The following is a 25,656-nucleotide window of genomic DNA, read 5'->3' as shown; positions in this document are numbered from 1 at the left end:
TTAAATTGGGCCGGCAGTCGCGGCTCCCCCCTTAGTTGCAACCCTGCGTTTTCAGGACGTTGACCGATGAAGATCGTGCGCTGGATGGGCGGTATGGTGTGGGTGGCTGCGCTGGCAGCCTGTTCGGGACAGGAACAGGCGCCACAGGCGGCCGTACCGGTGCTGGTGGTTCACCCCGGCGAACAGGCCGGGCAGGCGCCGGCGGCGTTCCCGGGCACGGTGCGTGCCCGGCAGGAAAGCCCGCTGTCGTTCCGCGTCGGTGGCAACCTGGTCAAGCGCCATGTCGATGCCGGGCAGCGGGTCAAGAAGGGCGATGTGCTGGCCGAGCTGGACGTGGCCGACTTCGCGCTGCAGGCCCGCGCCTCGCAGGCGCAGCTGGCTGCGGCCGAAGCCGATCTGGTACGTGCCCGCGATGACCTCAAGCGCTACCAGGTGCTGGCCGACCAGCAACTGGTCAGCCGCTCGCAGCTGGACCAGCAGTCCGCCGCCTTCAAGGCCGCGCAGGGCCAGGCCAACGCCGCCCGCGCCAACCTCGATGTGCTGCGCAACCAGGCCGATTACGCCCAGCTGCGCGCACCGGCCGACGGCGTGATCGCCAGCCGCGAGGCCGAGGCCGGGCAGGTGGTGTCGGCCGGCCAGACCATCTTCAACCTGGCCGCCGATGGCGGGCGCGAAGTGCTGATCGACCTGCCCGAGGCCACCATCCGCGACTATGCGGTGGGCCAGCCGGTCGAGGTGGAGCTGTGGAACCGTCCTGGCCAGCGCCTGCCGGGCACGATCCGCGAGATCGCCGCCGCCGCCGATCCGCAGGCACGTACCTACGCGACCCGGGTCAGCCTGGCCGCCGATGCGCTGGCCGATGTCGAACTGGGCCAGAGCGCACGCGTCTACAGCAGCGCCGGCCGCCACGGCACCCTGCAGCTGCCGCTGGGCGCGCTGCAGCGCGGTGCCAACGGTACCGCCAGCGTGTGGCTGGTCGACCCGGCCAACAGCACGCTGAAGGCTGCAGCGGTCACCACCGGTGCGTTTGGCAGTGAGACCGTGCCGGTGCTGTCCGGCGTGAGCGCAGGTGACTGGGTGGTTGCTGCTGGTGGCCATCTGCTGCGTGCCGGTCAGCCGGTGATCGCCGTGGACCGGCAGAACCGTCCGGTGCTGAAGCCGGCCGCGCCGGCCGCTGCCGCCAAGGCCAAGGAGTAAGCCGGTGCGCCGCTTCAATCTCTCCGAGTGGGCGCTGGCCAACCGACCCCTGGTGCTGTTCGCGATGCTGGCGTTCGCGCTGATCGGCGCGTGGTCGTACAAGCATCTGGGCCAGTCCGAGGATCCGCCGTTCACCTTCAAGGCGATGGTGGTGCGCACGCTGTGGCCGGGCGCTACCGCCGAACAGGTCTCGCGGCAGGTGACCGAGCCGCTCGAGAAGGCGCTGATGAATACCGGCGAGTACGAGTTCATCCGCTCGTATTCTCGGCCGGGCGAGTCGCAGATCATCTTCATGGCGCGCGACAGCCTGCGGTCCAAGCAGATCCCCGACCTCTGGTACCAGGTGCGCAAGCGTGTGGGGGACATCCGCCCGACACTGCCGCGTGAAATCGTCGGTCCGTTCTTCAACGATGAGTTCGGCGATACCTACGGCAACATCTATGCGTTGACCGGCAAGGGCTTCGACTACGCGGTGATGCGTGATTACGCCGACCGTATCCAGCTGGAGCTGCAGCGCGTGCCCGACGTCGGCAAGATCGACCTGGTCGGCCTGCAGGACGAGAAGGTGTGGATCGAGCTGTCCAACACCCGCCTGGCCACGCTGGGTGTGTCGATGCAGCAGGTGCAGCAGGCACTGGCCGACCAGAACGCGGTCACCGGCACCAGCTTCTTCGAGACCGCCACCGACCGCGTGCAGCTGCGCGTGACCGGCCAGTTCAACGACATCGACGCCATCCGCCAGTTCCCGATCCGTGCTGGTGACCGCACCGTGCACCTGGGCGACATCGCCGAGGTCAAGCGCGGCTTCGCCGACCCGGCGTCGCCGAAGATGCGCTTCATGGGCGAAGAGGCCATCGGCCTGGCGGTGGCGATGAAGGATGGCGGTGACATCCTCAAGCTCGGCGCCAACCTCGATGCAGAGTTCGAACGCCTGCAGAAGACCCTGCCGGCCGGCATGCAGCTGCGCAAGGTGTCCGATCAGCCGCAGTCGGTGGAGGAGTCGGTCGGCGAGTTCGTGCAGGTGCTGACCGAAGCCGTAGTGATCGTGTTGCTGGTCAGCTTCTTCTCGCTGGGCCTGCGCACCGGCCTGGTGGTAGGTGTGACCATCCCGCTGGTGCTGGCGATGACCTTCTTCGTCATGCACTACTTCGACATCGGCCTGCACAAGATCTCGCTGGGCGCGCTGGTGCTGGCGCTGGGCCTGCTGGTGGACGATGCGATCATCGCGGTGGAGATGATGGCCACCAAGATGGAGCAGGGCTACGACCGCCTGCGTGCGGCCAGTTTCGCCTGGGAGTCGACCGCGTTCCCGATGCTGACCGGTACGCTGATCACGGCGGCCGGCTTCCTGCCGATCGCCACGGCGGCATCGAGCACCGGCGAGTACACCCGTTCGCTGTTCCAGGTGGTGACCATCGCACTGGTGGTGTCGTGGATTGCCGCGGTGCTGTTCATCCCGTACCTGGGCGACAAGATGCTGCCGGACCTGTTCAATCCGCAGCCGCCGAAGCCGGGCAGCTTGTCCGCGCGCTGGCTGGCCAAGCGCCAGCAGTGGGCCGACCGCTATCCGGCGCTGGCCAACCTGATCGCGCCGCCGCAGCACGGGCACGACCATGATCCGTACCAGCGCCCGTTCTATCGCAGCTTCCGTCGCTTCCTGGATGGCTGCCTGCGCCACCGCTGGTGGGTGATCGCCGCGACCATCGCCCTGTTCGTGTTCTCGCTGATGATGTTCCGCTTCGTGCCGCAGCAGTTCTTCCCGGATTCGACCCGGCCGGAACTGATGGTGGACATCGAGCTGGCCGAGGGTGCGTCGTTGCGCTCGACCCAGGCCCAGGCCGAGAAGCTGGAGAAGCTGCTGTCCAACCGCGATGGCATCGCCAACTACGTGTCCTACGTGGGCACCGGTTCGCCGCGCTTCTACCTGCCGCTGGACCAGCAGCTGCCGGCCACCAACTTCGCCCAGTTCGTGGTGCTGGCCAAGGACATCAAGTCGCGCGAAAGCACCCGTGACTGGCTGCTGCATGAGGTGATCCCGAAGTTCCCGGACGTGCAGATGCGCGTGACCCGCCTGGAGAACGGCCCACCAGTCGGCTATCCGGTGCAGATGCGTATTTCCGGCGAGCACATCGAGAAGGTGCAGGCGATCGCACGACAGGTCGAGGCCAAGGTGCGTGAGAACCCGCACGTGATGAACGTCAACCTGGACTGGAGCGAGCCGAGCAAGGTGGTGCGGTTGGTGATCGACCAGGAGCGTGCGCGCGCGCTGGGTGTGAGCAGTGCCCAGGTCAGCCAGTTCCTGTCCAGCTCGCTGGCCGGGCAGTCGGTGAGCGTGTATCGCGAAGGCAACCGCCAGATCGAGATGCTGCTGCGCGGGCCGGCCGATGAACGCAACCAGCTGGAGCTGCTGTCCAGCCTGTCGATGCCGACCGCCAACGGCGGCAGCATCACGCTGTCGCAGGTGGCGACGATGGAGTACGGCTTCGAGGACGGCATCATCTGGCACCGTAACCGTCTGCCGACGGTGACCGTGCGCGCCGACATCAGTGATGGCATGCAGCCACTGGACGTGGTGCATCAGATCCTGCCGACGCTGGATGGCATCCGTGCCGAACTGCCGAATGGCTACCTGCTGGAAACCGGCGGTACCGTGGAGGATTCGGCACGTGGCCAGAACTCGATCAAGGCCGGCATGCCGCTGTTCCTGGTGGTGGTGGCCACGCTGCTGATGCTGCAGCTGCGCAGCTTCTCGCGTGCGGCGATGGTGCTGGTGACCGCGCCGCTGGGCATCATCGGTGCGACCCTGTTCCTGCTGCTGTTCCGCGCGCCATTCGGCTTCGTGGCGCTGCTGGGCACGATCGCGCTGGCGGGCATGATCATGCGCAACTCGGTGATCCTGATCGACCAGATCCAGCAGGACATCGATGCCGGGCATGACCGCTGGCATTCGATCATCGATGCGACTGTGCGCCGTTTCCGCCCGATCGTGCTGACCGCGCTGGCGGCCGTGCTGGCGATGATTCCGCTCTCGCGCAGTGCGTTCTATGGCTCGATGGCGATCTCGATCATGGGCGGCCTGATCGTGGGCACGGTGCTGACCCTGGTGTTCCTGCCGGCGCTGTACGCCGCGTGGTTCCGGGTCAAGCCGGACGAATCCGGGGCGTAATGCCCCGGGTTCGGCGGCCACTGCCCTGGTAGGTGCCAACCTTGGTTGGCACTGATGCACGCATCCACGCATGGCGTGGATTTACCGCAGCGGGTCTTGGCCCTGGTAGGTGCCAACCTTGGTTGGCACTGATGCACGCATCCACGCATGGCGTGGATTTACCGCAGCGGGTCTTTGCCCTGGTAGGTGCCAACCTTGGTTGGCACTGATGCACGCATCCACGCATGGCGTGGATTTACCGCAGCGGGTCTTTGCCCTGGTAGGTGCCAACCTTGGTTGGCACTGATGCACGCATCCACGCATGGCGTGGATTTACCGCAGCGGGTCTTGGCCCTGGTAGGTGCCAACCTTGGTTGGCACTGATGCACGCATCCACGCATGGCATGGATTTACCGCAGCGGGTCTTGGCCCTGGTAGGTGCCAACCTTGGTTGGCACTGATGCACGCATCCACGCATGGCGTGGATCTACTGCAGCTGCAGGCCGCTCCGCAGCACCGGCAGCAGCCATTCGATGAACACCTGCACGCGTTGCGCGCGGTGCTGCCGATGCGGTTGCAACAGGGTCACCGGCAGCGGTTGCGCCACGTGCTGTGGCATCACTTCCACCAGCGCACCGGATTGCAGTTCGGCCTGCACGTCGTAGCGCGGAATCTGCAGCAGGCCGAGCCCCGCCACGCAGCACGCGATCGAGGCCTCGGCGCTGTTTACCCGTACCCAGCCAGGCATTGGCAGCGTGCGCAGCTGGCCACCGTCCTGCCATTCCCACGGTTCCACCCGCGCCGTGGTCGGCGATGCGTAGTTCACCGCGCGGTGCTGCTGCAGGTCGGCAGGATGCTGCGGTACGCCGTGTTCGCGCAGGTAGGCCGGCGCGGCGACGTTGACGAAGTCGAGCTGTCCCAGCATGCGGGCCACCAGGCTGGAGTCACCCAGCTGGCCGACCCGCAGCACCGCATCACAGCCGTCTTCGATCAGGTTCACCGCGCGGTCGGTCATGCCCAGGTCCACTTCAACCTGCGGATGGCGCGCGAAGAAGTCGGGCAGGGCCGGGGCGAGGATGCGGCGGCCGATGCGGCTGGGCACGTCGATCTTCAGCAGGCCCACCGGCTGTGCGTCATCCTGTCGGAACAACGATTCGGCGTCTTCAACCTCTGCGATCAGGCGCAGGCAGCGGGCATGGAACACGTCGCCATCGTGGGTGGTGGAGACCCGCCGGGTCGAGCGCTGCAGCAGGCGGGTGCCGAGCCGCTGCTCCAGCTCCGCAATGGCCGCCGAGACGGTGGAGCGGGGCAGGCCGAGCTGGTCGGCGGCGCGGGTGAAGCTGGCGCATTCCACCACCCGGGTGAAGATGCGGAAGCGATCGATCCGGTCCATTGTTCGCCTATTCTGGAAAGTTAAGTCAATGTGGCGGGCTTTATCCGCATTTTCTGCACGATATCGTCGTCAGGGCAGGGTTGCCACCCCGGGCAGCCCCCTCCTGAGACAAACGCCATGACCGACCATTCCCTCAAGGGCAAGACCGTGCTGATCGCCGGTGGCGCCAAGAACCTGGGCGGGCTGCTGGCCCGCGACTTTGCCAACCAGGGCGCCAAGGCCATCGTCATCCACTACAACAGCGCCGCCACCCAGGCCGATGCAGAAGCAACCGTTGCCGCCGTGCAGGCCGCTGGCAGCAAGGCGGTGGCGCTGCAGGGCGACCTGACTTCGGCCGCAGCGATGGAGCGCTTGTTCGCCGATGCCGTGGCTGCAGTCGGCCGGCCGGACATCGCCATCAATACCGTCGGCAAAGTGCTGAAGAAACCGATGCTGGAGATCAGCGAAGCCGAGTACGACGAGATGAGCGCGGTCAATGCGAAGTCCGCGTTCTTCTTCCTCAAGGAAGCCGGTCGAAACGTCAATGACGGCGGTCGCATCTGCACCCTGGTCACCTCGTTGCTGGGCGCGTTCACGCCGTTCTATTCCAGCTACGCCGGTACCAAGGCGCCGGTCGAGCACTTCACCCGTGCGGCGTCGAAGGAGTTCGGTGAGCGCGGCATCTCGGTGACGGCGATCGGCCCCGGTCCGATGGACACGCCGTTCTTCTATCCGGCCGAGAGTGCCGATGCGCAGGCGTACCACAAGACGGCTGCGGCACTGTCGCCTTTCACCCGTACCGGCCTGACCGACATCGCCGACATCGTGCCGTGGATCCGTTTCCTGGTCACCGATGGCTGGTGGATGACCGGGCAGACCATCCTGGTAAATGGCGGTTACACCACCAAGTAGAGACGAATCACGCGCGATTGGGGAGGACCTGAAGCGTCGCGCCATGCTCGACGCTTCATCCTGTAGGCCGTCCACGGGCACAATAGCCGGCTGTTCTGGGCCCGGAGTGCCAGCATGTTCCCTCGCACGTTCCAAGCTTTCACGTTGATGTTGATTGCCTCCAGCGGCGTTGCCGATGCAACGCCCGCAGGAACCGATGCCCAGCAGTTCCAGCAGAACCTGATCGCAGTGCTGGAATGCCGCGCGACACCTGCGGTGCGGCAGGCACTGGGCAGCCAGCTGCGGGTCGTCCGCTATGGCTCTGCAACGGAACGACCTGCGCACCTGCGTGGCTGGCGCTTCATCGCAGCCGATCACCCCGAGATCGAGAGCGCGGTCACGCGCATCGAACTGCCTGGGCCCATCACCGCCAACGGCATCACCACCCGCGAGCTGCTGGCTGACGACCTCGGTCTGGGCATGTTCCTCGATGCGGTGCAGCGTGAGCGGATTGTGGCTGAGGACGGCCTGCGGATGCGGACCAGCACGCTGCACGAGCCGTTCCGGGCCTGGTGGCAACCAGCGTCGGACGTTGCTGCGGCGGCACAGGCCTGGCGGGTGATACGAAGCGAAGGCGCAGGCAACCGCCTGTCGTGTGATTACCTGGAGCGATATCAGAAACTGGACGACCAGCAGGCGGCCGACCGCCTGCGCGAGGACCTGGTAGCGGTTCTGGAGTGCCGCGCGGACGCGGCGGCCTGGCAGCGCTTTGGCGAATTCTGGACGCGTGTCAGCGCGCACAGCCCGCTTGGGTGGCCGGCGCAGGTACGCGCGCTGGACGCACCTGCATGCATGGCTCGCGAAGGCGGCTCCCGTTGTGAGCGGATAACGCTCGATGCGCCGATCACCGTGCATGGCCTGACCGTGTCGTCGGTGATGATCGAGCCCAGCTACGCGTCAGGCCATGTTGCAGCGGACCTGGGCATGGTGCCCGTCGACGATGCACTTCAGGCGGCGATTCCAGGTGCTAAGGCGGCCGGGGAAATCATCTGGACCTTGCCGGCATCACCTCTGCAGGAGCGGCCGCGCGAGCGCTTCGTGGTGCGCACCGCCGATGGGCGCACACTGATGGGGTGTGCGACGTCCAAGGCGGTCCACAGAGGACGGTAGCCCTATGCGTGCATGACGGTGCCGGGCAATGCCCGGCACCGTCATGCATCAGCCCAGCTTCGCCAGCACCGCATCTGTCGCGGCGGCGGTACTCACCGCCTGGCCCTTGGCGGCCAGGTCGGCAGTGAACACACCATCATCCAGCACGGCGTGCACCGCCGCTTCAACCGCGGCGGCTTCCGCTTCCAGCCCCAGCGAATGGCGCAGCAGCATCGCCGCACTGAAGATCGTTGCGTAGGGATTGGCGATGCCCTTGCCGGCGATGTCCGGGGCCGAGCCATGGATCGGCTCGTAGATGCCGACTGCGCCCGGCTCACCCAGCGAGGCCGACGGCAGCAGGCCGAGCGAGCCGGCCAGCATCGAGGCTTCGTCGGTGAGGATGTCGCCGAACATGTTCTCGGTCACGATCACATCGTACTCGCGCGGCTTGGCCAGCAGGTGCATCGCCATCGAATCGACCAGCTGGTGCTCCAGCGCAACGTCCGGGAACTCCTCGCGGCCGATGCGCGCGGCCACGTCACGCCACAGGCGCGAGGTTTCCAGCACATTGGCCTTGTCCACCGAGGTGACCTTGCCGCGGCGCTGCCGGGCCAGGCGGAAGGCACTGCGCAGCACGCGTTCGATCTCGGCCACGGTGTAGCGGCACAGGTCGCTGGCGCTGTCGGCGTCGCGGGTCTTGTCGCCGAAGTAGATGCCACCGGTCAGCTCGCGTACCACCACGAAGTCCACCCCCTGCAGCAGCTCGGCCTTGATCGGCGAGGCGTGCAGTGCGGCTTCGTGGGTACGCACCGGGCGCAGGTTGGCATACAGGCCCAGCGCCTTGCGGATCGCCAGCAGGCCCTGTTCCGGGCGCACCTTGGCGTTGGGATCGGACCACTTCGGGCCGCCGACCGCACCCAGCAGCACCGCGTTGGCGGCCTGGCAGGCGGTCAACGTAGAGGCGGGCAATGGCTCGCCATGGCGATCGATGGCGACGCCACCGATGTCGTGCTCGCTGAAGGTGAAGGTGTGGTTGAAGCGTTCGGCGACGGCCTTCAGGACCGCAACCGCGGCGGCGGCCACTTCCGGGCCGATGCCATCACCGGGCAGGACAACAATTTCAGCGTGCATGCTCACTCTCGTAACGTTCAATTTCAGGGACACGGCCCAACAGATACCCCAACTGGTCGACACCTTCCAGCAGGCAGGTCTGCGAGAAGCCATCCAGCGGGAAGGAATAGACGCGCCCATCGGGCGTGCGCAGCTCACGCGCGGCCACGTCGATGGTCAGCTCGTCGTCCGGGCGCTGCATCAGCGCCTGCACGTCGGCTTCGTCCAGTAGGATCGGCAGCAGGCCGTTCTTCAGCGAGTTGCCGCGGAAGATGTCGGCGATCTCGCTGCTGACGATGGCGCGCAGGCCCAGGTCGGTCAGTGCCCACGGTGCATGCTCGCGCGACGAGCCGCAGCCGAAGTTGCGGCCCGCCAGCAGGATGCTGCGGCCGGCGTTGTGCGGCTGGTTGAAGGCGAAGTCGGCCACCGGCGAGCCGTCGGCCTGCCAGCGCCAGTCATTGAACGCGTTGCGGCCCAGGCCGGCGCGTTCGGTGGTGGACAGGAACCGCGCCGGAATGATCTGGTCGGTGTCGATGTTGGTCTGGCGCAGCACCACGCTGGCCGAGGTCAGGGTACGGAAACCGGCCATCACGCCACCTCCTGTGCGAACAGTTCGCGGGTATCGGCGACGTGCCCGTTCACCGCGGCCCACGCCGCGCTCATCGGTGAGGCCAGCAGCGTGCGCGAACCGGGTCCTTGGCGGCCTTCGAAGTTGCGGTTGCTGGTGCTCACGGCCAGCTGCCCGGGCGCGACCAGATCGCCGTTCATGGCGATGCACATCGAGCAGCCCGGCTCGCGCCACTCGGCACCGGCCGCGCGCACGATCTCATGGATGCCTTCGGCCTCGGCCTCGCGCTTGACGATCTCCGAGCCCGGCACCACCAGCATGCGCACCCGCTCGGCGACGCGGCGACCGCGCAGCACCTGGGCCACTTCGCGCATGTCGCTCAGGCGGCCGTTGGTGCACGAGCCGACGAACACCACGTCCACCGGCGTACCTGCCAGCGCCCTGCCGGCCTGGAAATGCATGTAGTCCAGGCCTTTCTGTGCGGCAGCATCGTTGGCCGCCGGAATCGGCGCATCCACTGCGATGGCGGTGCCCGGATGGGTGCCCCAGGTCAGGGTCGGGCGGATATCGGCAGCGTCGATGTGCACTTCACTGTCGAAACGCGCGCCCTCATCGCTGCGCAGCTGCTGCCAGCGCGCCACGGCAGCGTCGAAGTCGGCGCCCTTGGGACCACGTGGGGTCGCGGCGACGAAGTCGAAGGTGACCTGGTCCGGCGCCACCATACCGGCGCGTGCGCCGGCCTCGATCGACATGTTGCACAGGGTCATGCGCTGTTCCATGTCCATCGCTTCGATGGTGCTGCCACGGAATTCGATCACGTGGCCGGTTCCGCCGTTGACGCCAATCACGCCGATGATGTGCAGGACCACGTCCTTGGCGCCAACGCCGGGAGCCAGCGGCCCATCAACAGTGATCGCCAGCGTCTTCGCCTTGCGCTGCAGCAGGCACTGCGTGGCCAGCACGTGGCCGACTTCACTGGTACCGATGCCGAACGCCAGCGAGCCGAAGGCCCCGTGGGTGGAGGTGTGGCTGTCGCCACAGACGATGGTCATGCCGGGTTGGGTGAAGCCTTGTTCCGGCGCGATCACGTGGACGATGCCGCGATTGTCCGAGGCCATGTCGAACAGCTCGATGCCGTGCTCGGCGCAGTTGCGTGCCAGCGTGGCGACCTGGGCTTCGGAGGCGGCGCTGGCATAGGGCAGCGTGCCATCGGCGGCAGCCGGCAGGGTCGGCGTGGAGTGGTCCATCGTCGCCTTGGTGCGATCCGGGCGGCGCGGCGACAGGCCGCGCTCGCGCAGTTCGGTGAACGCCTGCGGCGAGGTCACCTCGTGGATCAGGTGCAGGTCGATGTACAGCACGGCGGGCGCGCTGGCGGATTCAGGGACAACCACGTGGGCGTCCCACAGTTTGTCGTACAGGGTGCGGGGTGCGGAAGTCATGCGGGTGCCTGGCAGAAGTACGAAGGTGCGGACATCAGGAAAGATAGCGAAAAGGTCATGTCAGCGACGGCGGGCGAGCACCCGCAGCCGCACGTAGTCGGCCAGCGGCTGGCCGGCGGCATTGCGCGGCAGCTCGGCCAGCAATGCGGTGGCGGCCTCGCGCACGGTGGCGCGTGCCTCGGCCGGCAGGTCGTCCAGCAGCGGCGCAGCGAATACCCGCAGCCAGCCGGCAACGCCGGTAGGCAGTGCGGTCGGGCGCGGCGTGCACTCGATCAGCTGCACCTGGAAACCATGCTGGCGCAGGCGGTCGGCATAGGCATCGGCAGTGGGGAAGTACCACTGGAAGGCACTGGCGCCGTGGCCGTGGGCCACGCGCGCGGCCTGCACCGCCGCGATGATGGTGGCCACGTTGCCATGGCCGCCGAATTCGGCGACGAAGCGGCCACCGGGGCGCAGGGCGCGGCGCACACCTTCCAGCACCTGGTCGGGGTTGCTCATCCAATGCAGCGCTGCGTTGCTGAATACCGCATCGAACTCACTGTCGAACGACAGCGCGTGGCCATCCATCACCTGCGCATCGACGCCGCGCGCACGCGCGGCGATCACCAGCTCCGGCGAGGCATCCACGCCGTGGATGTGTGCGCCGCTGAGCGCCAGCTCAGTGCTGAGCACGCCATCGCCACAGCCCAGGTCGAGGATGCGTTCACCGGCGCGCGGGTCGAGCAGGCGCGATACCGCGCCGCCGAGCAGCGGCACGAAGCCGGCGTCGATCGCATAATCCTGGGCGTTCCACTGCTGGCCAGCGGCGCTGGTCGGGGTGGGGGTGTCGAAGGCGCTCATGGCGGGGTCCTCAGGCGGTGGCGGGGGTGGCAACGTCGGTGTTGCTGTGGGCGGCAGCCTGGCGCTGGCGCAGCAGGCGGTTGGCCACATCCAGCCAGGCCAGCGCAGAGGCTTCGATGATGTCCTTGCTGGTGCCGGTGCCGTCGTACTCCACGCCCTCGTGGCGCACGCTCAGATTGGCTTCGCCGCGTGCATCGGCGCCGATGCCGACGCTGTGCACGTGGTAGCTGTCCAGCATCAGCTGCACGCCGGTAGCGGCCGACAGCGCGCCGAACAGCGCATCGACCGGGCCATCGCCCTGCGCGGTCTCGGCCACGCGGTTGCCGTCCGGGTCGGACAGTTCCACCAGCGCATTGGCGCGGCTGCCGACGTCGCTGATGGTCATCGACGCCAGGCGATAGCCCTGCGCGTTGGAGCCGCCCTGCATCAGCGTCTGCAGGTCGGCATCGGTGACCACGCGCTGCTGTTCGCACAGGCCCTTGAACTGCTCGAACACCAGCTTCAGTTCGTCTTCGTCCAGCCAGAAGCCCAGCGCACGCAGGCGCGCTTCGACGGCGGCGCGGCCACTGTGGCGGCCCAGCACCATCTGCGAATCCTCCCAGCCCACGTCTTCCGGACGCATGATTTCGTAGGTGCCGCGATGACGCAGCATGCCGTGCTGGTGGATGCCCGATTCGTGGGCGAAGGCATTGGCACCGACGATGGCCTTGTTGCGCTGTACCGGCATGCCGACCAGGCGCTGCAGCAGCTGCGAGGTGCCGACGATGCGCGGGGTGTTGATCGAGCTGTCCTGTTCGTAGAAGGCCTGGCGCACCTTCAGCACCATCGCGATCTCTTCCAGCGAACAGTTGCCGGCGCGCTCGCCGATGCCGTTGATGGTGCACTCGACCTGGCGTGCACCGCCTTCGATGGCGGCCAGCGAGTTGGCCACGGCCAGGCCCAGGTCGTTGTGGCAGTGTGCGCTGAAGATCACATTGGCGGCATTCGGCACGTCGGCGACGCCGGCGATGACCTGCTGGAACATCGCGCGGATCTCTTCCGGCGTGGTGAAGCCGACGGTGTCGGGCAGGTTGATGGTGGTGGCGCCGGCAGCGAGGGCCATGCGCGCGACTTCGATCAGGTAGTCCAGCTCGGTGCGGGTGGCATCCTCGGCCGAGAATTCGACATCGTCGATATAGGACCGGGCCAGCGATACGTGCTTGCGTACCGACTCCAGTACCTGCTCGCGGGTCATCCGCAGCTTGTGCTCGCGGTGCAGCGGGCTGGTCGACAGGAACACGTGCAGGCGCGGGTTGGCAGCGGCCTCCAGCGCACGTGCCGAGGTTTCGATGTCGGCCTGCAGGCAGCGCGACAGCACCGCCAGGGTCAAGCTCGGGCGGCGCAGTTCGCGGCCGATCAGTGCCATCGCCTCACGGTCGGACTGCGAGCTGGCCGGGAAGCCGGTCTCGATGATGTCCACGCCCAGTTCGTCCAGCGCACGCGCCATCACCAGCTTCTGCGGCGGACTCATGCTGCAGCCGGGGGACTGCTCGCCGTCACGCAGGGTGGTGTCGAAGATGCGGATGCGCGGGGTGGTAATTCGTTCGATGGTGGTCACAGGGAAATCTCCTCGACAGCGGGTGCGACGGCTTGCAGGGGGGAAGGGGAAGAGGTGGGGGAAGCGATGGCGCTGGGCTTGGCGGGCGAGCGCGGTGTTTCGCTGCGCCGTCGCCGTGGTTTGCGTGGCGGGCGCGGGCGGATGTCGGTGAGCAGGCCGGCGAGGACGCCGGCATCGATGTTGCCGCCGGAGACCACCGCACACTTGCGGCGGCCGGCGACGCGGCGGCCGGCGGCCAGTGCCAGCGCACCGGCGCCCTCGGCGATGATGTGTTCTTCCAGTGCCAGGCGGACCAGGGTTTCGCGCAGTTCGGCTTCGCGCACGATCACCACATCGTCCAGCAGCGAGGTGCACAGGCGGCGGGTCAGGAAGCCGGGAATCTTCACCCGCACGCCGTCGGCCAGCGAAGCAACGGGGGCGATCTCGCGCACGTCACCGTGGATCGCGCGGGCCATCGAATCGACGCCTTCCACCTGCGCGCCAACGACGCGGACGCCCTGCGATTTCAGTGCCAACGCAACGCCGGAGGCCAGCCCGCCGCCGCCGATCGGCACGATCACCACGTCCGGCGCGTGTGCGGCCAGCTCGATGCCGACCGTGCCCTGGCCGGCGATCACGTCGGCATCGTCGAACGCGGACAGGAAGCGGTAGCCGTGGCGTTGTGCCAGTTCGACCGCGAAGGCGTAGGCCTCGTCATAGCTGGTGCCGTGCTGGCGCACGGTCGCGCCCCAGTGGGCGACGCCGGCGATCTTGGTGGCGGGCGCGCCATGCGGCATCACGGTGATGGCCGGCACGTCCAGGCGGTAGGCCGCCCACGCCACGCCCTGGGCATGGTTGCCGGCCGAGGCGCAGATCACTGGCCGGGTATCGCCGCGCTCGCGGCCGGCCAGCAGCGCATTCAATGCGCCGCGTACCTTGTAGGAACCGGTGCGCTGCAGGTTCTCCAGCTTCAGCCAGGTACCGAAGCGTTCGGCATGGTGCAGCGGGGTGGGCGGCAGGAAGCGGCGCAGACGAGCCTGCGCCGCCAGTACGTCGGCGACGCTTACGTCGCCGACATCGCTTTCCTGGCTGGTGTCAGCGGCCGGCATGGGCCACCAGCGCAGTGCAGAAGACCGCCGCATGCGGGCACGGGCGGCGAAGAAGACGCCTCCGTACCGGCACCGTGGTCGCTACGGTACGGGTGTTCATACGGATGCTCCTTCCACGGCGGTGACCTGCACGGACACGCAGTCGTAGATCTTCTCGATCTGCCGGCACAGCGTTTCCGCCGGACGCTGGCCATCCACCACCAGCTGCAGGTGCCAGCGGCCATCGTCGGCGGCCACCGGCGCACCACTGATCGCACGCGGCGCGAAGCCACGGCGTTCGGCCATGCCGATCACGCGCAGCAGCGCGCCTTCGGCCGGGTGCAGCACCAGGTCAAGCCGGTATTGCATTGGGGGTCTCCTGGCGGGCGTGGGCGGGATTGCTTTCCAGCATCGTGCTGTTGGCAGTGTTCGGCGGCACCAGCGGCCACACGTTGGCGCGTGCATCGATGGCCACGTGCAGCAGCGCCGGGCCTGGTTCGGCCAGCAGTGCGGCCAGGCCGCCCTCCACGTCGTCGCGGTTGTCGATGCGGGTGGCGGCGATGCCGAACACCTGCGCCAGTGCCACGAAGTCCGGGTTGTCGGACAGGTCGATCTCGCTGTAACGCTCGGCGAAGAACAGCTCCTGCCACTGCCGCACCATGCCCAGCGAACTGTTGTCCAGCAGCACGATCTTCACCGGCAGGCGGCAACGCGCGATGGTGGCCAGCTCCTGCACGTTCATCATGAAGCTGCCGTCGCCGGAGACCAGCACCACGGTGCGCTCGGGGCATGCGAACTGCGCACCCATCGCGGCCGGCAGGCCGAAGCCCATGGTGCCCAGCGCGCCACTGGTCAGATGATTGCGCGGGTGGTTGAAACGGCAGTGCTGGGCGACCCACATCTGGTGCTGGCCGACATCGCAGGCGATCACTGCATCTGCCGGTGCCAGCTCGCTCAGGCGCTTCAGCAGCGCCGGGGCGTAGATATGCTGGCCGGGGGCGTCGTAACGCGCAGCGAAACGATCACGATGCTGTGCACAGCGCTTGCGCCAGGCGTCCTGGTGGGCCTTGGGGGAGGGGAAGGCCGCACGCAGGGCGCGGATGGCGTGGCCGACATTGCCGGGCACGGCGACGTCGGCGCTGCGCAGCTTGGAGATCTCGTAGGCGTCGGCGTCGATGTGGACGACGCGGGCGAACGGTGCGAACTCGGCCAGCTTGCCGGTGGCACGGTCATCGAAGCGCGCACCCAGCACCAGCAGCAGGTCGCTTTCCTGCACCGCCATGTTGGCCGCGCGGGTACCGTGCATGCCCAGCATGCCCAGCGACTGCGGGTGGTTGGCCGGCAACGCGCCCAGCCCACGCAGGGTCATCACCGTGGGGATGGCACTGGCCTCGACGAAGTCGCGCAGGTCCTGCACCGCGTCGCCCAGCGCGATGCCACCACCGGCGTAGACCACCGGCTTTTCGGCGGCTGCCAGTGCGGCGATGGCCTCGGCGATGGCCGCTTCGGCCGGCGCAGGCGGCGGCTCGATGCTGCTCGGCACGTGCGCTGGCAGATGACTGGCATCGGCCAGCTGCACGTCCTTGGGCAGGTCGATCAGCACCGGGCCGGGCCGGCCTTCGCGGGCGATGCGGAACGCATCGGCGACCACGCGCGGCAGGTCATCGACGCTGCGCACCAGCCAGCTGTGCTTGACGATCGGCATCGTCAGGCCGAACACATCCAGTTCCTGGAAGGCGTCGGTGCCCAGCAGTGGCGTGCCGACCTGACCGGTGATGCAGACCATCGGTACCGAATCCAGCATCGCATCGGCAATGCCGGTGACCAGGTTGGAGGCGCCCGGGCCGGAGGTGGCCACGCAGACACCCACCTGGTTGCTGGCGCGGGCGAAACCGTTGGCGGCCAGCGCCGCGCCCTGCTCATGGCGTACCAGGATGTGCTTCAGCGACGAATCCACCAGCGCGTCGTAGAACGGCATGATGGTGCCACCGGGATAGCCGAACAGCGTGCGGACGCCTTCGGCCTCCAGCGCCTGGGTCAGCCAGCGCGCGCCGTTGGGCGGCGCGCTGCGATGTGTCGAAGAGTTCATGGGGGAACCTTGCAAAGCGGGTGGGGGAGGGCCGCGCGGTTACGCGGCCTGTCCTTGCAACCAGACCATCTTGGCGCGCAGTTCCTTGCCTACCTTTTCGATCGGGTGCTCCAGGTCGGCCTGCTTGAACCTGTTGTAGTTCGGCAGGCCCGCTTCGTACTCGGCCACCCAGTTCTTGGTGAAGGTGCCGTCCTGGATGTCCTTCAGCACTTCCTTCATGCGTGCCTTGGTGCCGGCGTCGATCACCCGCGGGCCGCTGACGTAGTCGCCGTACTGCGCGGTCTCGGAGATGAACTCCAGCATGCGCGAGATGCCGCCTTCGTAGAACAGGTCCACGATCAGCTTCAGTTCGTGCAGCACTTCGTAATAGGCGATCTCCGGCTGGTAGCCGGCTTCGACCAGGGTTTCGAAACCGGCCTGCACCAGCGCCGAGGCGCCGCCGCACAGCACCGCCTGCTCGCCGAACAGATCGGTCTCGGTTTCTTCCTTGAAGGTCGTCTGGATCAGGTTGGCGCGGGCGCCGCCGAGGCCGGCCGCATAGGCCTGCGCGTGCTGCGCAGCCTTGCCGCTGACATCCTGGTAGACCGCCCAGATGCACGGTACGCCGCGCCCGATCTCATACTCACGACGCACCAGCGCACCCGGGCCCTTCGGCGCAACCAGCACCACGTCCAGGTCGGCGCGCGGCTCGATCATGCCGTAGTGCACGTTCAGGCCATGCGCGAACAGCAGGCAGGCGCCCTGCTTCATGTTCGGCGCCAGCACGTCGTTGTAGAGCTTCTTCTGCACCATGTCCGGGGTCAGCACGGCGACCAGGTCGGCGTCTTTCACCGCTTCAGCGGGCGCGATCACGGTGAAGCCATCGGCCTGCGCCTTGGCTTCGGTCGGGCCGCCCGGACGCAGGCCTACCACCACATCGAAGCCGGATTCACGCAGGTTCAGCGCGTGGGCGCGGCCCTGGCTGCCGTAGCCGATGACGGCGATCTTGGTCTGGGGCAGGTCGTTGGTGCTCATGGGGGAGGTTCCTTGCGGTGGGAAGAAAAAAGAACGGCCGGTCGTCGAGGTGACGTGCCGGCCGGTCAGGGGAAAGCGGTGGAGGAGGCGCCGCGCGTTGCACAGGCACAGCCACCACGAGGCGTCGCGGTGGTGCAGGTCCGGGTTGTGCGATCGGCGTTGTGCATGGTGGTTGCGTCTGAAACCAGGTTCTGAAATGAAAAAACCCGCACCGGGGCGGGTGCGGGTTTTTGAAGAGTTCCGGTGTGTTTGTTGCTTACACGCTGGCTCGTCCCGCACCTGTTGGTTGGGTAATAAGTACGAGCACAAGAATCGAACGCAGCGAGGCGGCGCCGATGTCGGCGGCTTCGATGTGGGTTCGCGGTGGCGTGTTGTGATGCAACATGTGATCGAGAGAAACACAGCCGTTTCGGCGCTGTCAACCCTCGCAACGGATTTTCTATCGGTTTCCGGTGCATCCAGCGCAATCGCTTGCGGCACAAGGATGGTTGCCGCTGAAAGTGTTTCGGTGAACCCCAATTCACTCCTTTCAGGCCGGCTTTTGCGCGGAATTCGGCGGATTTTCGCCTTGGCGGGTGCGGAGCTTCCGCACCCCGTCCCAGGATCAACGTCCATGACCTCTGCCCGATACCGCGTGAAGGCCGCAGCGGCGAAGATCGAGGGACCACCCTTCCATCGGAACCCGACCGTGTCCCGACGCCTTGCCCGTTCCCTGCTGGCCGCTGCTCTACTGGCCGCTGTGCCCGCACTGTCTTCTGCCGCCGACCGCATCACCGGCCACACCTTTGCCACCCGTTCGGAGGTGATCGCCCCGCATGCGATGGCCGCCACCTCGCAGCCGCTGGCCACCCAGATCGCGCTGGACGTGATGAAGGGTGGTGGCTCGGCGGTGGACGCGGCGATTGCCGCCAACGCCGCGCTTGGCCTGATGGAGCCCACCGGCAACGGCATCGGGGGCGACCTGTTCGCCATCGTGTGGGACCCGAAGACGCAGAAGCTCTACGGCTACAACGGCTCGGGCCGCTCGCCGAAGTCGCTCACCCTGGCCGAGTTCCAGCGCCGTGGCCTGAAGGACATCCCGGCCACCGGTCCACTGCCGGTGTCGGTACCGGGCGCTGTCGACGGCTGGTTCGCACTGCACGACCGCTTCGGCCGCAAGCCGATGGCGGACAACCTGGCACCGGCCATCCGTTACGCCCGCGAGGGTCACCCGGTGGCTGAGGTGATCGCCTACTACTGGGACCGCTCGGTGCCCAAGCTGTCGCAGTATCCGGGGTTCAAGGAACAGTTCACGATCAACGGCCACGCCCCGCGCAAGGGTGAGATGTGGAAGAACCCGAATCTGGCCAGTACGCTGCAGAAGATCGCCGACGGTGGCCGTGATGCCTTCTACAAGGGCGATATCGCCCGCACCATCGGCGACTATTTCAAGGCCAACGGTGGCTACCTGAGCTACCAGGACATGGCTGACCACCACGGTGAGTGGGTCGAACCGGTCAGCAGCAACTACCGTGGCTACGACGTCTGGGAACTGCCGCCGAACAGCCAGGGCATCGCCGCGCTGCAGATCCTCAACGTGCTGGAAGGCTACGACTTCTCGAAGATTCCCTTCGGTTCACCGGAGCATGTGCACCTGTTCGTTGAAGCGAAGAAGCTGGCCTTCGCCGATCGCGCGCGCTTCTATGCCGACATGGCGTTCCAGCCGGCGCCGGTGCAGAAGCTGATTTCCAAGGACTACGCCGCACAGCGCCGCGCGCTGATTTCCATGGACAAGGCGCTGAAGGAAGTGCAGCCGGGCACGCCGAAGCAGCTGGAAGAAGGCGACACCATCTACATGACCGTGGCCGACGCCGACGGCATGATGGTTTCGCTGATCCAGTCCAACTACCGCGGCATGGGCAGCGGCATGGCGCCGCCGGGGCTGGGCTTCATCCTGCAGGATCGTGGCGAGATGTTCGTGCTGCAGAAGAACCATCCCAACGGCTATGCACCGGGCAAGCGCCCGTTCCAGACGATCATCCCGGCGTTCATCACCAAGGGCGGCAAGCCGTATGCCAGCTTCGGCGTGATGGGTGGCGCGATGCAGCCGCAGGGCCACGTGCAGATCGTGATGAACCTGGTGGATTTCGGCATGAACCTGCAGGAGGCCGGTGATGCACCGCGCATCCAGCATGAAGGCTCGACCGAACCGACAGGTCAGGCCACGGCGATGACCGACGGTGGTGAAGTGAATCTGGAAACCGGCTTCCCGTATGAAACGGTGCGTGCGTTGATGCGCAAGGGGCATCGCATCGTGTTCGCCGATGGTCCGTATGGTGGGTATCAGGCGATCATGCGTGATCCGGAATCCGGCGTTTACTACGGTGCGTCTGAGAGTCGAAAGGATGGGCAGGCGGCGGGGTATTGAGGTTTCCCGGCCACCGGGCGCAGCCCCCTCTGCGGTGATGGTTCAGCGATGCTTGGCTTGGCCGGGCGGGTGGGCTGGTCGGGGGACGCCGTGAATCCGTCCCTGGAGGCTTGGCCGCGGCATCCATGCCGCGGACACCCCCGCCCAGCCCACCCGCCCGGCCACGGATAGTTTCCGTGTCCATCACCGCAGGAAAAGAAAAAAGAAGATCAAGAGCAAAGGCAATGGCAACAGCCGCGTGCTGTGGGTTGGGGTCGGATCCGTTTTCCACAGGAAAACGAATCCGACCCCTTCTTGTTTTCCGATACACCTCATCCACGCATGGCGTGGAAAACCCACCGTCACCGGGAAACTGTCGGAGGCGGAGAGGGGGCAGATGGCGGGACCGTCCACGGCATGGATGCCGTGGCCGAGCCTTATCTGATCGGAATCTGGCAGCGTAGGCGTCGAGAGCCGGCGTGGGCCGCCGTGCGAGCCTAGATCTCGACGATCCGTAACCAGGATCGCGACGATCGCCATGTAGCTTGGCGCCCACGCCGGAATCTCCCTTGATCCGCCCGAACAGTTGCTGGAGCGACCACTCGAAGCGATAAGACTGGGCAAGCGGGGGAGCTCTCGACCCTTCCAGACTATACGGAGTCAGGTGATGAACGGGATCGGGATTGATGTCAGCAAGCGTCAGCTGGATATCGGTACGACGGACGGAGAAACCCTGCAGGTCGGCAACAACCGCTCCGGGTTTTCTGAACTGGATGTTTGGCTGAAGAAGCGTCCGACCCGCCAGATCGTGCTTGAAGCCACAGGTGGCTATGAGCAGCCGGTGCTGGATTTCCTGCACAAGGCCGGTCATCCGGTGGTCCGTGCCAATGCCTTGCGCGCCCGGAAACTGGCTCAGGGGTTGGGTCAGATTGCCAAAACCGACCGTTTGGATGCCTACGCGTTGGCGCAGATGGCCGCCCTGGTGAAGCTGCCTCCCTATCAGCCGCTGCAGTCTTGGCAGCAGAAGATGCGGGAGTTCGTTCGGGCACGTCGGCAGGCGATGGACGCCCTGACCATCGCGCGGCAGCAGCAGGAAATGGTGCTTGATCGTGAACTGCGCCGACTACTGCAGGGCAACATCACCCGCCTACAAACGTTGGTTGAGCGTCTGGGCAAGCAGATCGTCGAGCAGGTTGGTCAGCAGCCTCAACTGAAGATGCTGAAGTCGATGAAGGGCGTAGGGCCTGTGCTGCAGGCAGTTCTAGCCAGCTATCTGCCAGAGCTTGGCAGGATCACTGGCAAGCGCATCGCCAGCCTGGTCGGGGTAGCCCCGATGTCCCACGACAGCGGCACGATGAGAGGAAAACGAAGCATCCACGGTGGAAGAGCCGAAATCCGGCAAGTGCTCTACATGGCGGCAATGTCGGCCATGCGGCATGAACCTCGGCTGCGCGATTTTTACCAGTCGCTACGAGCCCGCGGCAAGGAAGGCAAGGTGGCCATCGTGGCAGTAATGCGGAAGATGCTGGTCATCCTCAACGCCCGTGTGCGCGACGCTGAAAGCGAGCTAGTCCCCGCCTGAGGCGAGCCAGGGCGAAAGACCAAAGGCTGCCGGCCAGCGGCCGGCACTACCGTGCCCGTTTACCTGACGGGCCTGAGACTCTCCAGCAACACAGTTGCTACAGGGACGTACTTGCGGCGTGTCCCGCCATCTGCCCCCTCACCGCCAAACCAGCAGCAACCCAGAGCCGCTTGTGAAGTTGCTGTTGCAGTTGCCGTTGCTTGAGAAAAGCGGTGCAGCCGCAGGCTGCAAAACACCCTCAATCCTGATCGTGCGCGCGCGCCGCCTCCGCCTGGGTCTCCTCCTGCGCCGCCATCTCGCGCGCGATCCACGCATCGATCATATGCCGCTGGCGCTGCGCCTGCCGCCGCTCGCGCGTGTACTCCTGGTCCAGCACCCGGTACAGCGACACCATCACCAGCACCATCAGCAGCGCGAATGGCAACGCCGCAATCGTGATCATGCCCTGCAGTGCATCCAGGCCACCGGCCAGCAGCAACGCCGCTGCGATCAGCGCCACCGCGATGCCCCAGGCCAGCTTGCGCTTCAACGGCGGATCGCCTGCCTCGTCAGTGGACATGCTGGCCAGTACCAGCACCGCCGAATCGGCTGATGTCACGAAGAAGATCATCAGCAGCACCAGTGCGGTGCAGGAAAGCAGCAAGGGCAGCGGCATGCTGTCAAACAGGGTGAACAGCACCGTTTCATAGCCATTGCCCAGCGCCTGCACCAGGTCGGCGTGGCCGAAGATCTGCGCCCACAGCGCAGTACCACCAAACACCGCGAACCAGAAGAAGCCCAGCACCGTGGGTGCCAGCACGACGCCGATGACGAACTCGCGGACGCTGCGCCCACGCGAGATGCGCGCGATGAACGAGCCGACGAACGGGGCCCAGGAAATCCACCACGCCCAGTAGAAGATGGTCCAGTCCGCCACCCATGTGCTGCCCGAGAACGGCGACATGCGCAGGCTCATCGTCACCAGCTGGTTGAGGTACGACCCCAGTGTGGTGGTGAACGTATCGAAGATGAATCCGGTCGGACCCAGCACCAGTACGGTGGCCGCAAGAAGCGCGGCCAGTGCAAGATTGAAGTTGGACAGCCACTTCACCCCGCGCTCGACACCGCTGGCGGTGGAGGCCATGTACAGCACGAACGCGATGGCGATGATGGTCAGCTGCAGTGGCACACCCGCGTGCAGGCCGAACACGCGTTCCATGCCGGCAGCGATCTGGATGGTACCGAACCCCAGCGTGGTGGCCACGCCAATGGCAGTGGCAACAACCGCGGCGATGTTGACCACGCGTCCGATCCAGCCGCGATGGTGCCGGCCGATGATCGGTTGCAGCATGTCACTGACCAGTCCACGGCCATTGCGGTTGAACTGGAACCAGGCCATGGCCAGGCCGATCAGCGCGTAGATCGCCCATGGATGCAGACCCCAATGGAAGAATGCATAGCGCATCGAAGCCCGCGCCGCGTCCATGCTCTGCGGTGCGAGGCCTTCCGGAGGCTTGGTGAAGTGGGAAATCGGCTCGGCGGCGCCCCAGAACACCAGGCCGATGCCCATGCCGGCGGCGAACAGCATCGACATCCAGCTGGCGCGCGAGAACTCCGGCTCGGCATCTTCACCGCCGATGCGCAGGTTGCCGAAGCGACCGAATGCCAGGTACATCAGGAAAGTCAGCGCCAGGAACACGACCAGAAGATAGAGCCAGCCGACACTGCGGATGACATCGGCCAGTACCGACTGCACCACGGTATTGAAGGGGCCGGGTGCAACACCGGCAAGCAGCACCAGAAGCAGAACCAGTGCGATGGAAACGCGAAACACCATGAAGGAGCTTCTCCGATCAAGGGATTGAGGGGAGCGAGCAGAGCTTGCTGCGAGGGGCCGGCGACATGCAGCACAGACCGGGCAGGGGCCGCGAAGGCGGCGGGGAAACACCGGCCGCAGCGGCACGATGCGCGTGCACGTTACTGAATGCGATGTCACGGTTCTGTTAATACAGAAACAGCGGATCCACGCCGTGCGTGGATGGAACAGCCAGGAGCTGCAGTGCGTTCTATGCTCTAATGCACACCAAGAAGCGGGGGTACCGCGGCCATGTGGCCACGGTTGAGACAGTCCCTTGGAACCTGATCCGGCTCATACCGGCGTAGGGAAGCTTTGCAGTGCAGCCATGTCCGGACTCCGCCCAAGGACCGTCCGGGCGCGGCAGCAGTGCGCCGCCGCTTCGTCCCTGACCTTCCTGGACGATGCCCGATGAACGCACAGCTCTCCGCCCTGCAGCAACAGGCCCAGCAACTCTCCGAATCCGTGACCCGGCCCATTCCCGGCTCGCGCAAGATCCACGTGCCCGGTTCACGTCCGGATCTGCAGGTGCCGATGCGCGAGATCGCGCTGACCCGCACGCCGACCTTGTTCGGCGGCGAAGAGAATGCACCGGTGACCGTTTACGACACGTCGGGCCCGTACACCGATCCGGAGGTGCGCATCGATCTGTCCGCTGGTTTGCCGGCACTGCGTCGCGGCTGGGTGGAAGAACGCGGTGATACCGAGCGGCTGGAAGGACTGAGCTCTTCGTTCGGTCGCGATCGCGAGCATGACCCGAAGCTCGATGCGGTGCGCTTCCCCGCGCGCAGCCTGCCTCGCCGTGCGCGTGCAGGTGCCAACGTCACCCAGATGCACTACGCGCGCCGCGGCATCATCACGCCGGAAATGGAATTCGTCGCCATCCGCGAGAACCAGCGGCTGGACGCGATCCGCGATGCCGGCCTGCTGCAGCAGCACCCGGGCGAGGCGTTCGGCGCTTCGATCCAGAAGATCATCACCCCGGAGTTCGTGCGCGACGAAATCGCCCGCGGCCGTGCGGTGCTGCCCAACAACATCAACCATCCGGAGAGCGAGCCGATGATCATCGGCCGCAATTTCCTGACCAAGATCAACGCCAACATCGGCAACAGCGCCGTGTCCTCGGGCATTGCCGAGGAGGTGGAGAAGCTGGTGTGGGCGATCCGCTGGGGCGGTGACACGGTGATGGACCTGTCCACCGGCAAGCACATCCATGAGACCCGCGAGTGGATCATCCGCAACTCGCCGGTGGCGATCGGTACCGTGCCGATCTACCAGGCGCTGGAGAAGGTCGATGGCCGCGCCGAAGCACTCACCTGGGAGATCTTCCGCGACACACTGATCGAGCAGGCCGAGCAGGGCGTGGACTACTTCACCATCCACGCTGGCGTGCTGCTGCGCTATGTTCCGCTCACCGCCAAGCGGGTCACCGGCATCGTCAGCCGCGGTGGCTCGATCATGGCCAAGTGGTGCCTGGCACACCACAAGGAGAACTTCCTCTACACGCATTTCGAAGACATCTGCGAAATCATGAAGGCCTACGACGTGACCTTCTCGCTGGGCGATGGCCTGCGCCCGGGCTGCATCGCCGATGCCAACGATGCCGCGCAGTTCGGTGAGCTGGAGACGCTGGGTGAGTTGACGAAGATCGCCTGGAAGCACGACGTGCAGACCATGATCGAAGGCCCCGGCCACGTGCCGATGCAGCTGATCAAGGAGAACATGGACAAGCAGCTGCGCGAGTGTGGCGAAGCGCCGTTCTATACGCTGGGCCCCCTGACCACCGATATCGCACCGGGCTACGACCACATCACCAGCGCGATCGGTGCGGCGATGATCGGCTGGTTCGGTACGGCGATGCTCTGCTACGTGACGCCGAAGGAACACCTCGGCCTGCCCAATCGCCAGGACGTGCGCGACGGCATCATGGCCTACCGTATCGCCGCGCATGCGGCGGACCTGGCCAAGGGACACCCCGGCGCGCAGGTGCGCGACAACGCGCTGAGCAAGGCGCGCTTCGAGTTCCGCTGGGAAGACCAGTTCCATCTCGGGCTGGACCCGGAGAAGGCCAAGGAATTCCATGATGAGACCCTGCCGAAGGATGCGCACAAGCTGGCGCACTTCTGCTCGATGTGCGGCCCGCACTTCTGCTCGATGAAGATCACCCAGGACGTGCGCGACTACGCCGAGGCCGGCATGAAGGAGAAGTCGGAAGAGTTCCGCGCCGCCGGCACCGAGGTCTATCACCAGGGCTGACGTGTAACGGGTAGTGCCGGCCGCTGGCCGGCATTCCGTCGTGCGTGGGACCGGGGAGAGTGCCGGCCAGTGGCCGGCACTACCGCTCATCACGCCGCTCCCGGCTATCCTCCGCCCATC

At 66.3% G+C, this 25,656-nt stretch carries 19 protein-coding genes and 1 riboswitch; of the genes, 7 read left to right on the top strand and 12 right to left on the bottom strand.

Annotation, left to right across the window (positions count from 1 at the left end):
* Nucleotides 1-66 precede the first annotated feature (66 nt).
* Together ACZLHH_RS19725 and ACZLHH_RS19720 are read left to right on the top strand one after the other, a co-directional pair.
* Nucleotides 67-1,197, top strand: coding sequence for an efflux RND transporter periplasmic adaptor subunit (locus ACZLHH_RS19725; protein ID WP_032129094.1), 1,131 nt, complete (start codon nucleotides 67-69; stop codon nucleotides 1,195-1,197).
* 4 nt (nucleotides 1,198-1,201) lie between these two features.
* Entirely contained in the window at nucleotides 1,202-4,363 is a 3,162-nt protein-coding gene (locus tag ACZLHH_RS19720) for an efflux RND transporter permease subunit (protein ID WP_100437662.1), read from the top strand.
* Between the two features lie 466 nt (nucleotides 4,364-4,829).
* Here the strand turns inward: ACZLHH_RS19720 and ACZLHH_RS19715 are convergent, their stop codons facing one another.
* Nucleotides 4,830-5,735: a LysR family transcriptional regulator gene (locus ACZLHH_RS19715; protein ID WP_180845424.1), complete on the bottom strand. Its 906-nt coding sequence runs from the start codon at nucleotides 5,733-5,735 to the stop codon at nucleotides 4,830-4,832.
* A 117-nt stretch (nucleotides 5,736-5,852) separates the two neighbouring features.
* On the opposite strand from ACZLHH_RS19715, the gene ACZLHH_RS19710 reads away from it, so the two are divergent.
* Both ACZLHH_RS19710 and ACZLHH_RS19705 read left to right on the top strand, forming a co-directional pair.
* Nucleotides 5,853-6,626 (top strand): SDR family oxidoreductase, encoded by a 774-nt coding sequence (locus tag ACZLHH_RS19710; RefSeq protein WP_180845423.1) that lies wholly within the window; start codon nucleotides 5,853-5,855, stop codon nucleotides 6,624-6,626.
* Nucleotides 6,627-6,773: 147 nt separating this feature from the next.
* A complete protein-coding gene (locus tag ACZLHH_RS19705; RefSeq protein WP_478478730.1) occupies nucleotides 6,774-7,775 on the top strand; it encodes a hypothetical protein in 1,002 nt (333 codons plus the stop codon).
* Nucleotides 7,776-7,823: 48 nt separating this feature from the next.
* Here the strand turns inward: ACZLHH_RS19705 and leuB are convergent, their stop codons facing one another.
* From leuB to ilvC, 9 genes are all read right to left on the bottom strand, one after another.
* Nucleotides 7,824-8,885, bottom strand: coding sequence for a 3-isopropylmalate dehydrogenase (gene leuB, locus ACZLHH_RS19700; protein WP_180845421.1), 1,062 nt, complete (start codon nucleotides 8,883-8,885; stop codon nucleotides 7,824-7,826).
* A complete protein-coding gene (gene leuD / locus ACZLHH_RS19695; RefSeq protein WP_180845420.1) occupies nucleotides 8,875-9,453 on the bottom strand; it encodes a 3-isopropylmalate dehydratase small subunit in 579 nt (192 codons plus the stop codon). The genes leuB and leuD overlap by 11 nt, the downstream gene beginning before the upstream one ends.
* Nucleotides 9,453-10,871, bottom strand: a complete 1,419-nt coding sequence (gene leuC / locus ACZLHH_RS19690) for a 3-isopropylmalate dehydratase large subunit (protein WP_071228152.1) — start codon at nucleotides 10,869-10,871, stop codon at nucleotides 9,453-9,455. The genes leuD and leuC overlap by 1 nt, the downstream gene beginning before the upstream one ends.
* Nucleotides 10,872-10,931: 60 nt before the next feature.
* Complete coding sequence (locus tag ACZLHH_RS19685) at nucleotides 10,932-11,711, bottom strand: class I SAM-dependent methyltransferase (RefSeq protein WP_180845419.1); 780 nt, start codon at nucleotides 11,709-11,711, stop codon at nucleotides 10,932-10,934.
* A gap of 10 nt (nucleotides 11,712-11,721) precedes the next feature.
* Nucleotides 11,722-13,308: a 2-isopropylmalate synthase gene (locus ACZLHH_RS19680; RefSeq protein WP_180845418.1), complete on the bottom strand. Its 1,587-nt coding sequence runs from the start codon at nucleotides 13,306-13,308 to the stop codon at nucleotides 11,722-11,724.
* Nucleotides 13,305-14,396 (bottom strand): threonine dehydratase, encoded by a 1,092-nt coding sequence (locus tag ACZLHH_RS19675; protein ID WP_071228155.1) that lies wholly within the window; start codon nucleotides 14,394-14,396, stop codon nucleotides 13,305-13,307. Before ACZLHH_RS19675 ends, ACZLHH_RS19680 begins: the two co-directional genes overlap by 4 nt.
* Nucleotides 14,397-14,492: 96 nt before the next feature.
* Nucleotides 14,493-14,744: an ACT domain-containing protein gene (locus ACZLHH_RS19670; RefSeq protein ID WP_014038403.1), complete on the bottom strand. Its 252-nt coding sequence runs from the start codon at nucleotides 14,742-14,744 to the stop codon at nucleotides 14,493-14,495.
* Nucleotides 14,728-16,464 (bottom strand): acetolactate synthase 2 catalytic subunit, encoded by a 1,737-nt coding sequence (gene ilvG, locus ACZLHH_RS19665; RefSeq protein ID WP_049462520.1) that lies wholly within the window; start codon nucleotides 16,462-16,464, stop codon nucleotides 14,728-14,730. Before ilvG ends, ACZLHH_RS19670 begins: the two co-directional genes overlap by 17 nt.
* Nucleotides 16,465-16,503: 39 nt before the next feature.
* Entirely contained in the window at nucleotides 16,504-17,478 is a 975-nt protein-coding gene (ilvC, locus tag ACZLHH_RS19660) for a ketol-acid reductoisomerase (protein ID WP_032130453.1), read from the bottom strand.
* A 613-nt stretch (nucleotides 17,479-18,091) separates the two neighbouring features.
* Here ilvC and ggt point away from each other — a divergent pair.
* A complete protein-coding gene (ggt, locus tag ACZLHH_RS19655; RefSeq protein ID WP_219635142.1) occupies nucleotides 18,092-19,885 on the top strand; it encodes a gamma-glutamyltransferase in 1,794 nt (597 codons plus the stop codon).
* A 183-nt stretch (nucleotides 19,886-20,068) separates the two neighbouring features.
* On the opposite strand, the gene ACZLHH_RS19650 is transcribed toward ggt, so the two are convergent.
* Nucleotides 20,069-20,404 (bottom strand): hypothetical protein, encoded by a 336-nt coding sequence (locus ACZLHH_RS19650; protein WP_440977442.1) that lies wholly within the window; start codon nucleotides 20,402-20,404, stop codon nucleotides 20,069-20,071.
* Between the two features lie 127 nt (nucleotides 20,405-20,531).
* Between ACZLHH_RS19650 and ACZLHH_RS19645 the strand changes: the two genes are divergently transcribed.
* Nucleotides 20,532-21,446, top strand: a complete 915-nt coding sequence (locus tag ACZLHH_RS19645; protein ID WP_180844144.1) for an IS110 family RNA-guided transposase — start codon at nucleotides 20,532-20,534, stop codon at nucleotides 21,444-21,446.
* Between the two features lie 238 nt (nucleotides 21,447-21,684).
* Here the strand turns inward: ACZLHH_RS19645 and ACZLHH_RS19640 are convergent, their stop codons facing one another.
* On the bottom strand, nucleotides 21,685-23,262 hold the full coding sequence (locus tag ACZLHH_RS19640; protein ID WP_180844145.1) for a BCCT family transporter: 1,578 nt from the start codon (nucleotides 23,260-23,262) through the stop codon (nucleotides 21,685-21,687).
* 245 nt (nucleotides 23,263-23,507) lie between these two features.
* A riboswitch (TPP riboswitch) is annotated at nucleotides 23,508-23,609 on the top strand.
* Between the two features lie 82 nt (nucleotides 23,610-23,691).
* Here ACZLHH_RS19640 and thiC point away from each other — a divergent pair.
* Nucleotides 23,692-25,536, top strand: coding sequence for a phosphomethylpyrimidine synthase ThiC (gene thiC, locus ACZLHH_RS19635; RefSeq protein ID WP_180844146.1), 1,845 nt, complete (start codon nucleotides 23,692-23,694; stop codon nucleotides 25,534-25,536).
* Nucleotides 25,537-25,656: the final 120 nt, after the last annotated feature.

The organism is Stenotrophomonas sp. 28608_Sma (assembly GCF_056486185.1).
This window is presented reverse-complemented; position numbering and strand designations above follow the sequence as displayed.

Coding starts and splice junctions, on each gene's coding strand:
- ACZLHH_RS19725 (WP_032129094.1), top strand. CDS start 67: ATGAAGATCGTGCGCTGGATGGGCGGTATGGTGTGGGTGGCTGCGCTG.
- ACZLHH_RS19715 (WP_180845424.1), bottom strand. CDS start 5,735: ATGGACCGGATCGATCGCTTCCGCATCTTCACCCGGGTGGTGGAATGC.
- ACZLHH_RS19710 (WP_180845423.1), top strand. CDS start 5,853: ATGACCGACCATTCCCTCAAGGGCAAGACCGTGCTGATCGCCGGTGGC.
- ACZLHH_RS19705 (WP_478478730.1), top strand. CDS start 6,774: ATGTTGATTGCCTCCAGCGGCGTTGCCGATGCAACGCCCGCAGGAACC.
- leuB (WP_180845421.1), bottom strand. CDS start 8,885: ATGCACGCTGAAATTGTTGTCCTGCCCGGTGATGGCATCGGCCCGGAA.
- leuD (WP_180845420.1), bottom strand. CDS start 9,453: ATGGCCGGTTTCCGTACCCTGACCTCGGCCAGCGTGGTGCTGCGCCAG.
- leuC (WP_071228152.1), bottom strand. CDS start 10,871: ATGACTTCCGCACCCCGCACCCTGTACGACAAACTGTGGGACGCCCAC.
- ACZLHH_RS19685 (WP_180845419.1), bottom strand. CDS start 11,711: ATGAGCGCCTTCGACACCCCCACCCCGACCAGCGCCGCTGGCCAGCAG.
- ACZLHH_RS19675 (WP_071228155.1), bottom strand. CDS start 14,396: ATGCCGGCCGCTGACACCAGCCAGGAAAGCGATGTCGGCGACGTAAGC.
- ACZLHH_RS19670 (WP_014038403.1), bottom strand. CDS start 14,744: ATGCAATACCGGCTTGACCTGGTGCTGCACCCGGCCGAAGGCGCGCTG.
- ilvG (WP_049462520.1), bottom strand. CDS start 16,464: ATGAACTCTTCGACACATCGCAGCGCGCCGCCCAACGGCGCGCGCTGG.
- ilvC (WP_032130453.1), bottom strand. CDS start 17,478: ATGAGCACCAACGACCTGCCCCAGACCAAGATCGCCGTCATCGGCTAC.
- ggt (WP_219635142.1), top strand. CDS start 18,092: ATGACCTCTGCCCGATACCGCGTGAAGGCCGCAGCGGCGAAGATCGAG.
- ACZLHH_RS19650 (WP_440977442.1), bottom strand. CDS start 20,404: ATGGCGATCGTCGCGATCCTGGTTACGGATCGTCGAGATCTAGGCTCG.
- ACZLHH_RS19645 (WP_180844144.1), top strand. CDS start 20,532: ATGAACGGGATCGGGATTGATGTCAGCAAGCGTCAGCTGGATATCGGT.
- ACZLHH_RS19640 (WP_180844145.1), bottom strand. CDS start 23,262: ATGGTGTTTCGCGTTTCCATCGCACTGGTTCTGCTTCTGGTGCTGCTT.
- thiC (WP_180844146.1), top strand. CDS start 23,692: ATGAACGCACAGCTCTCCGCCCTGCAGCAACAGGCCCAGCAACTCTCC.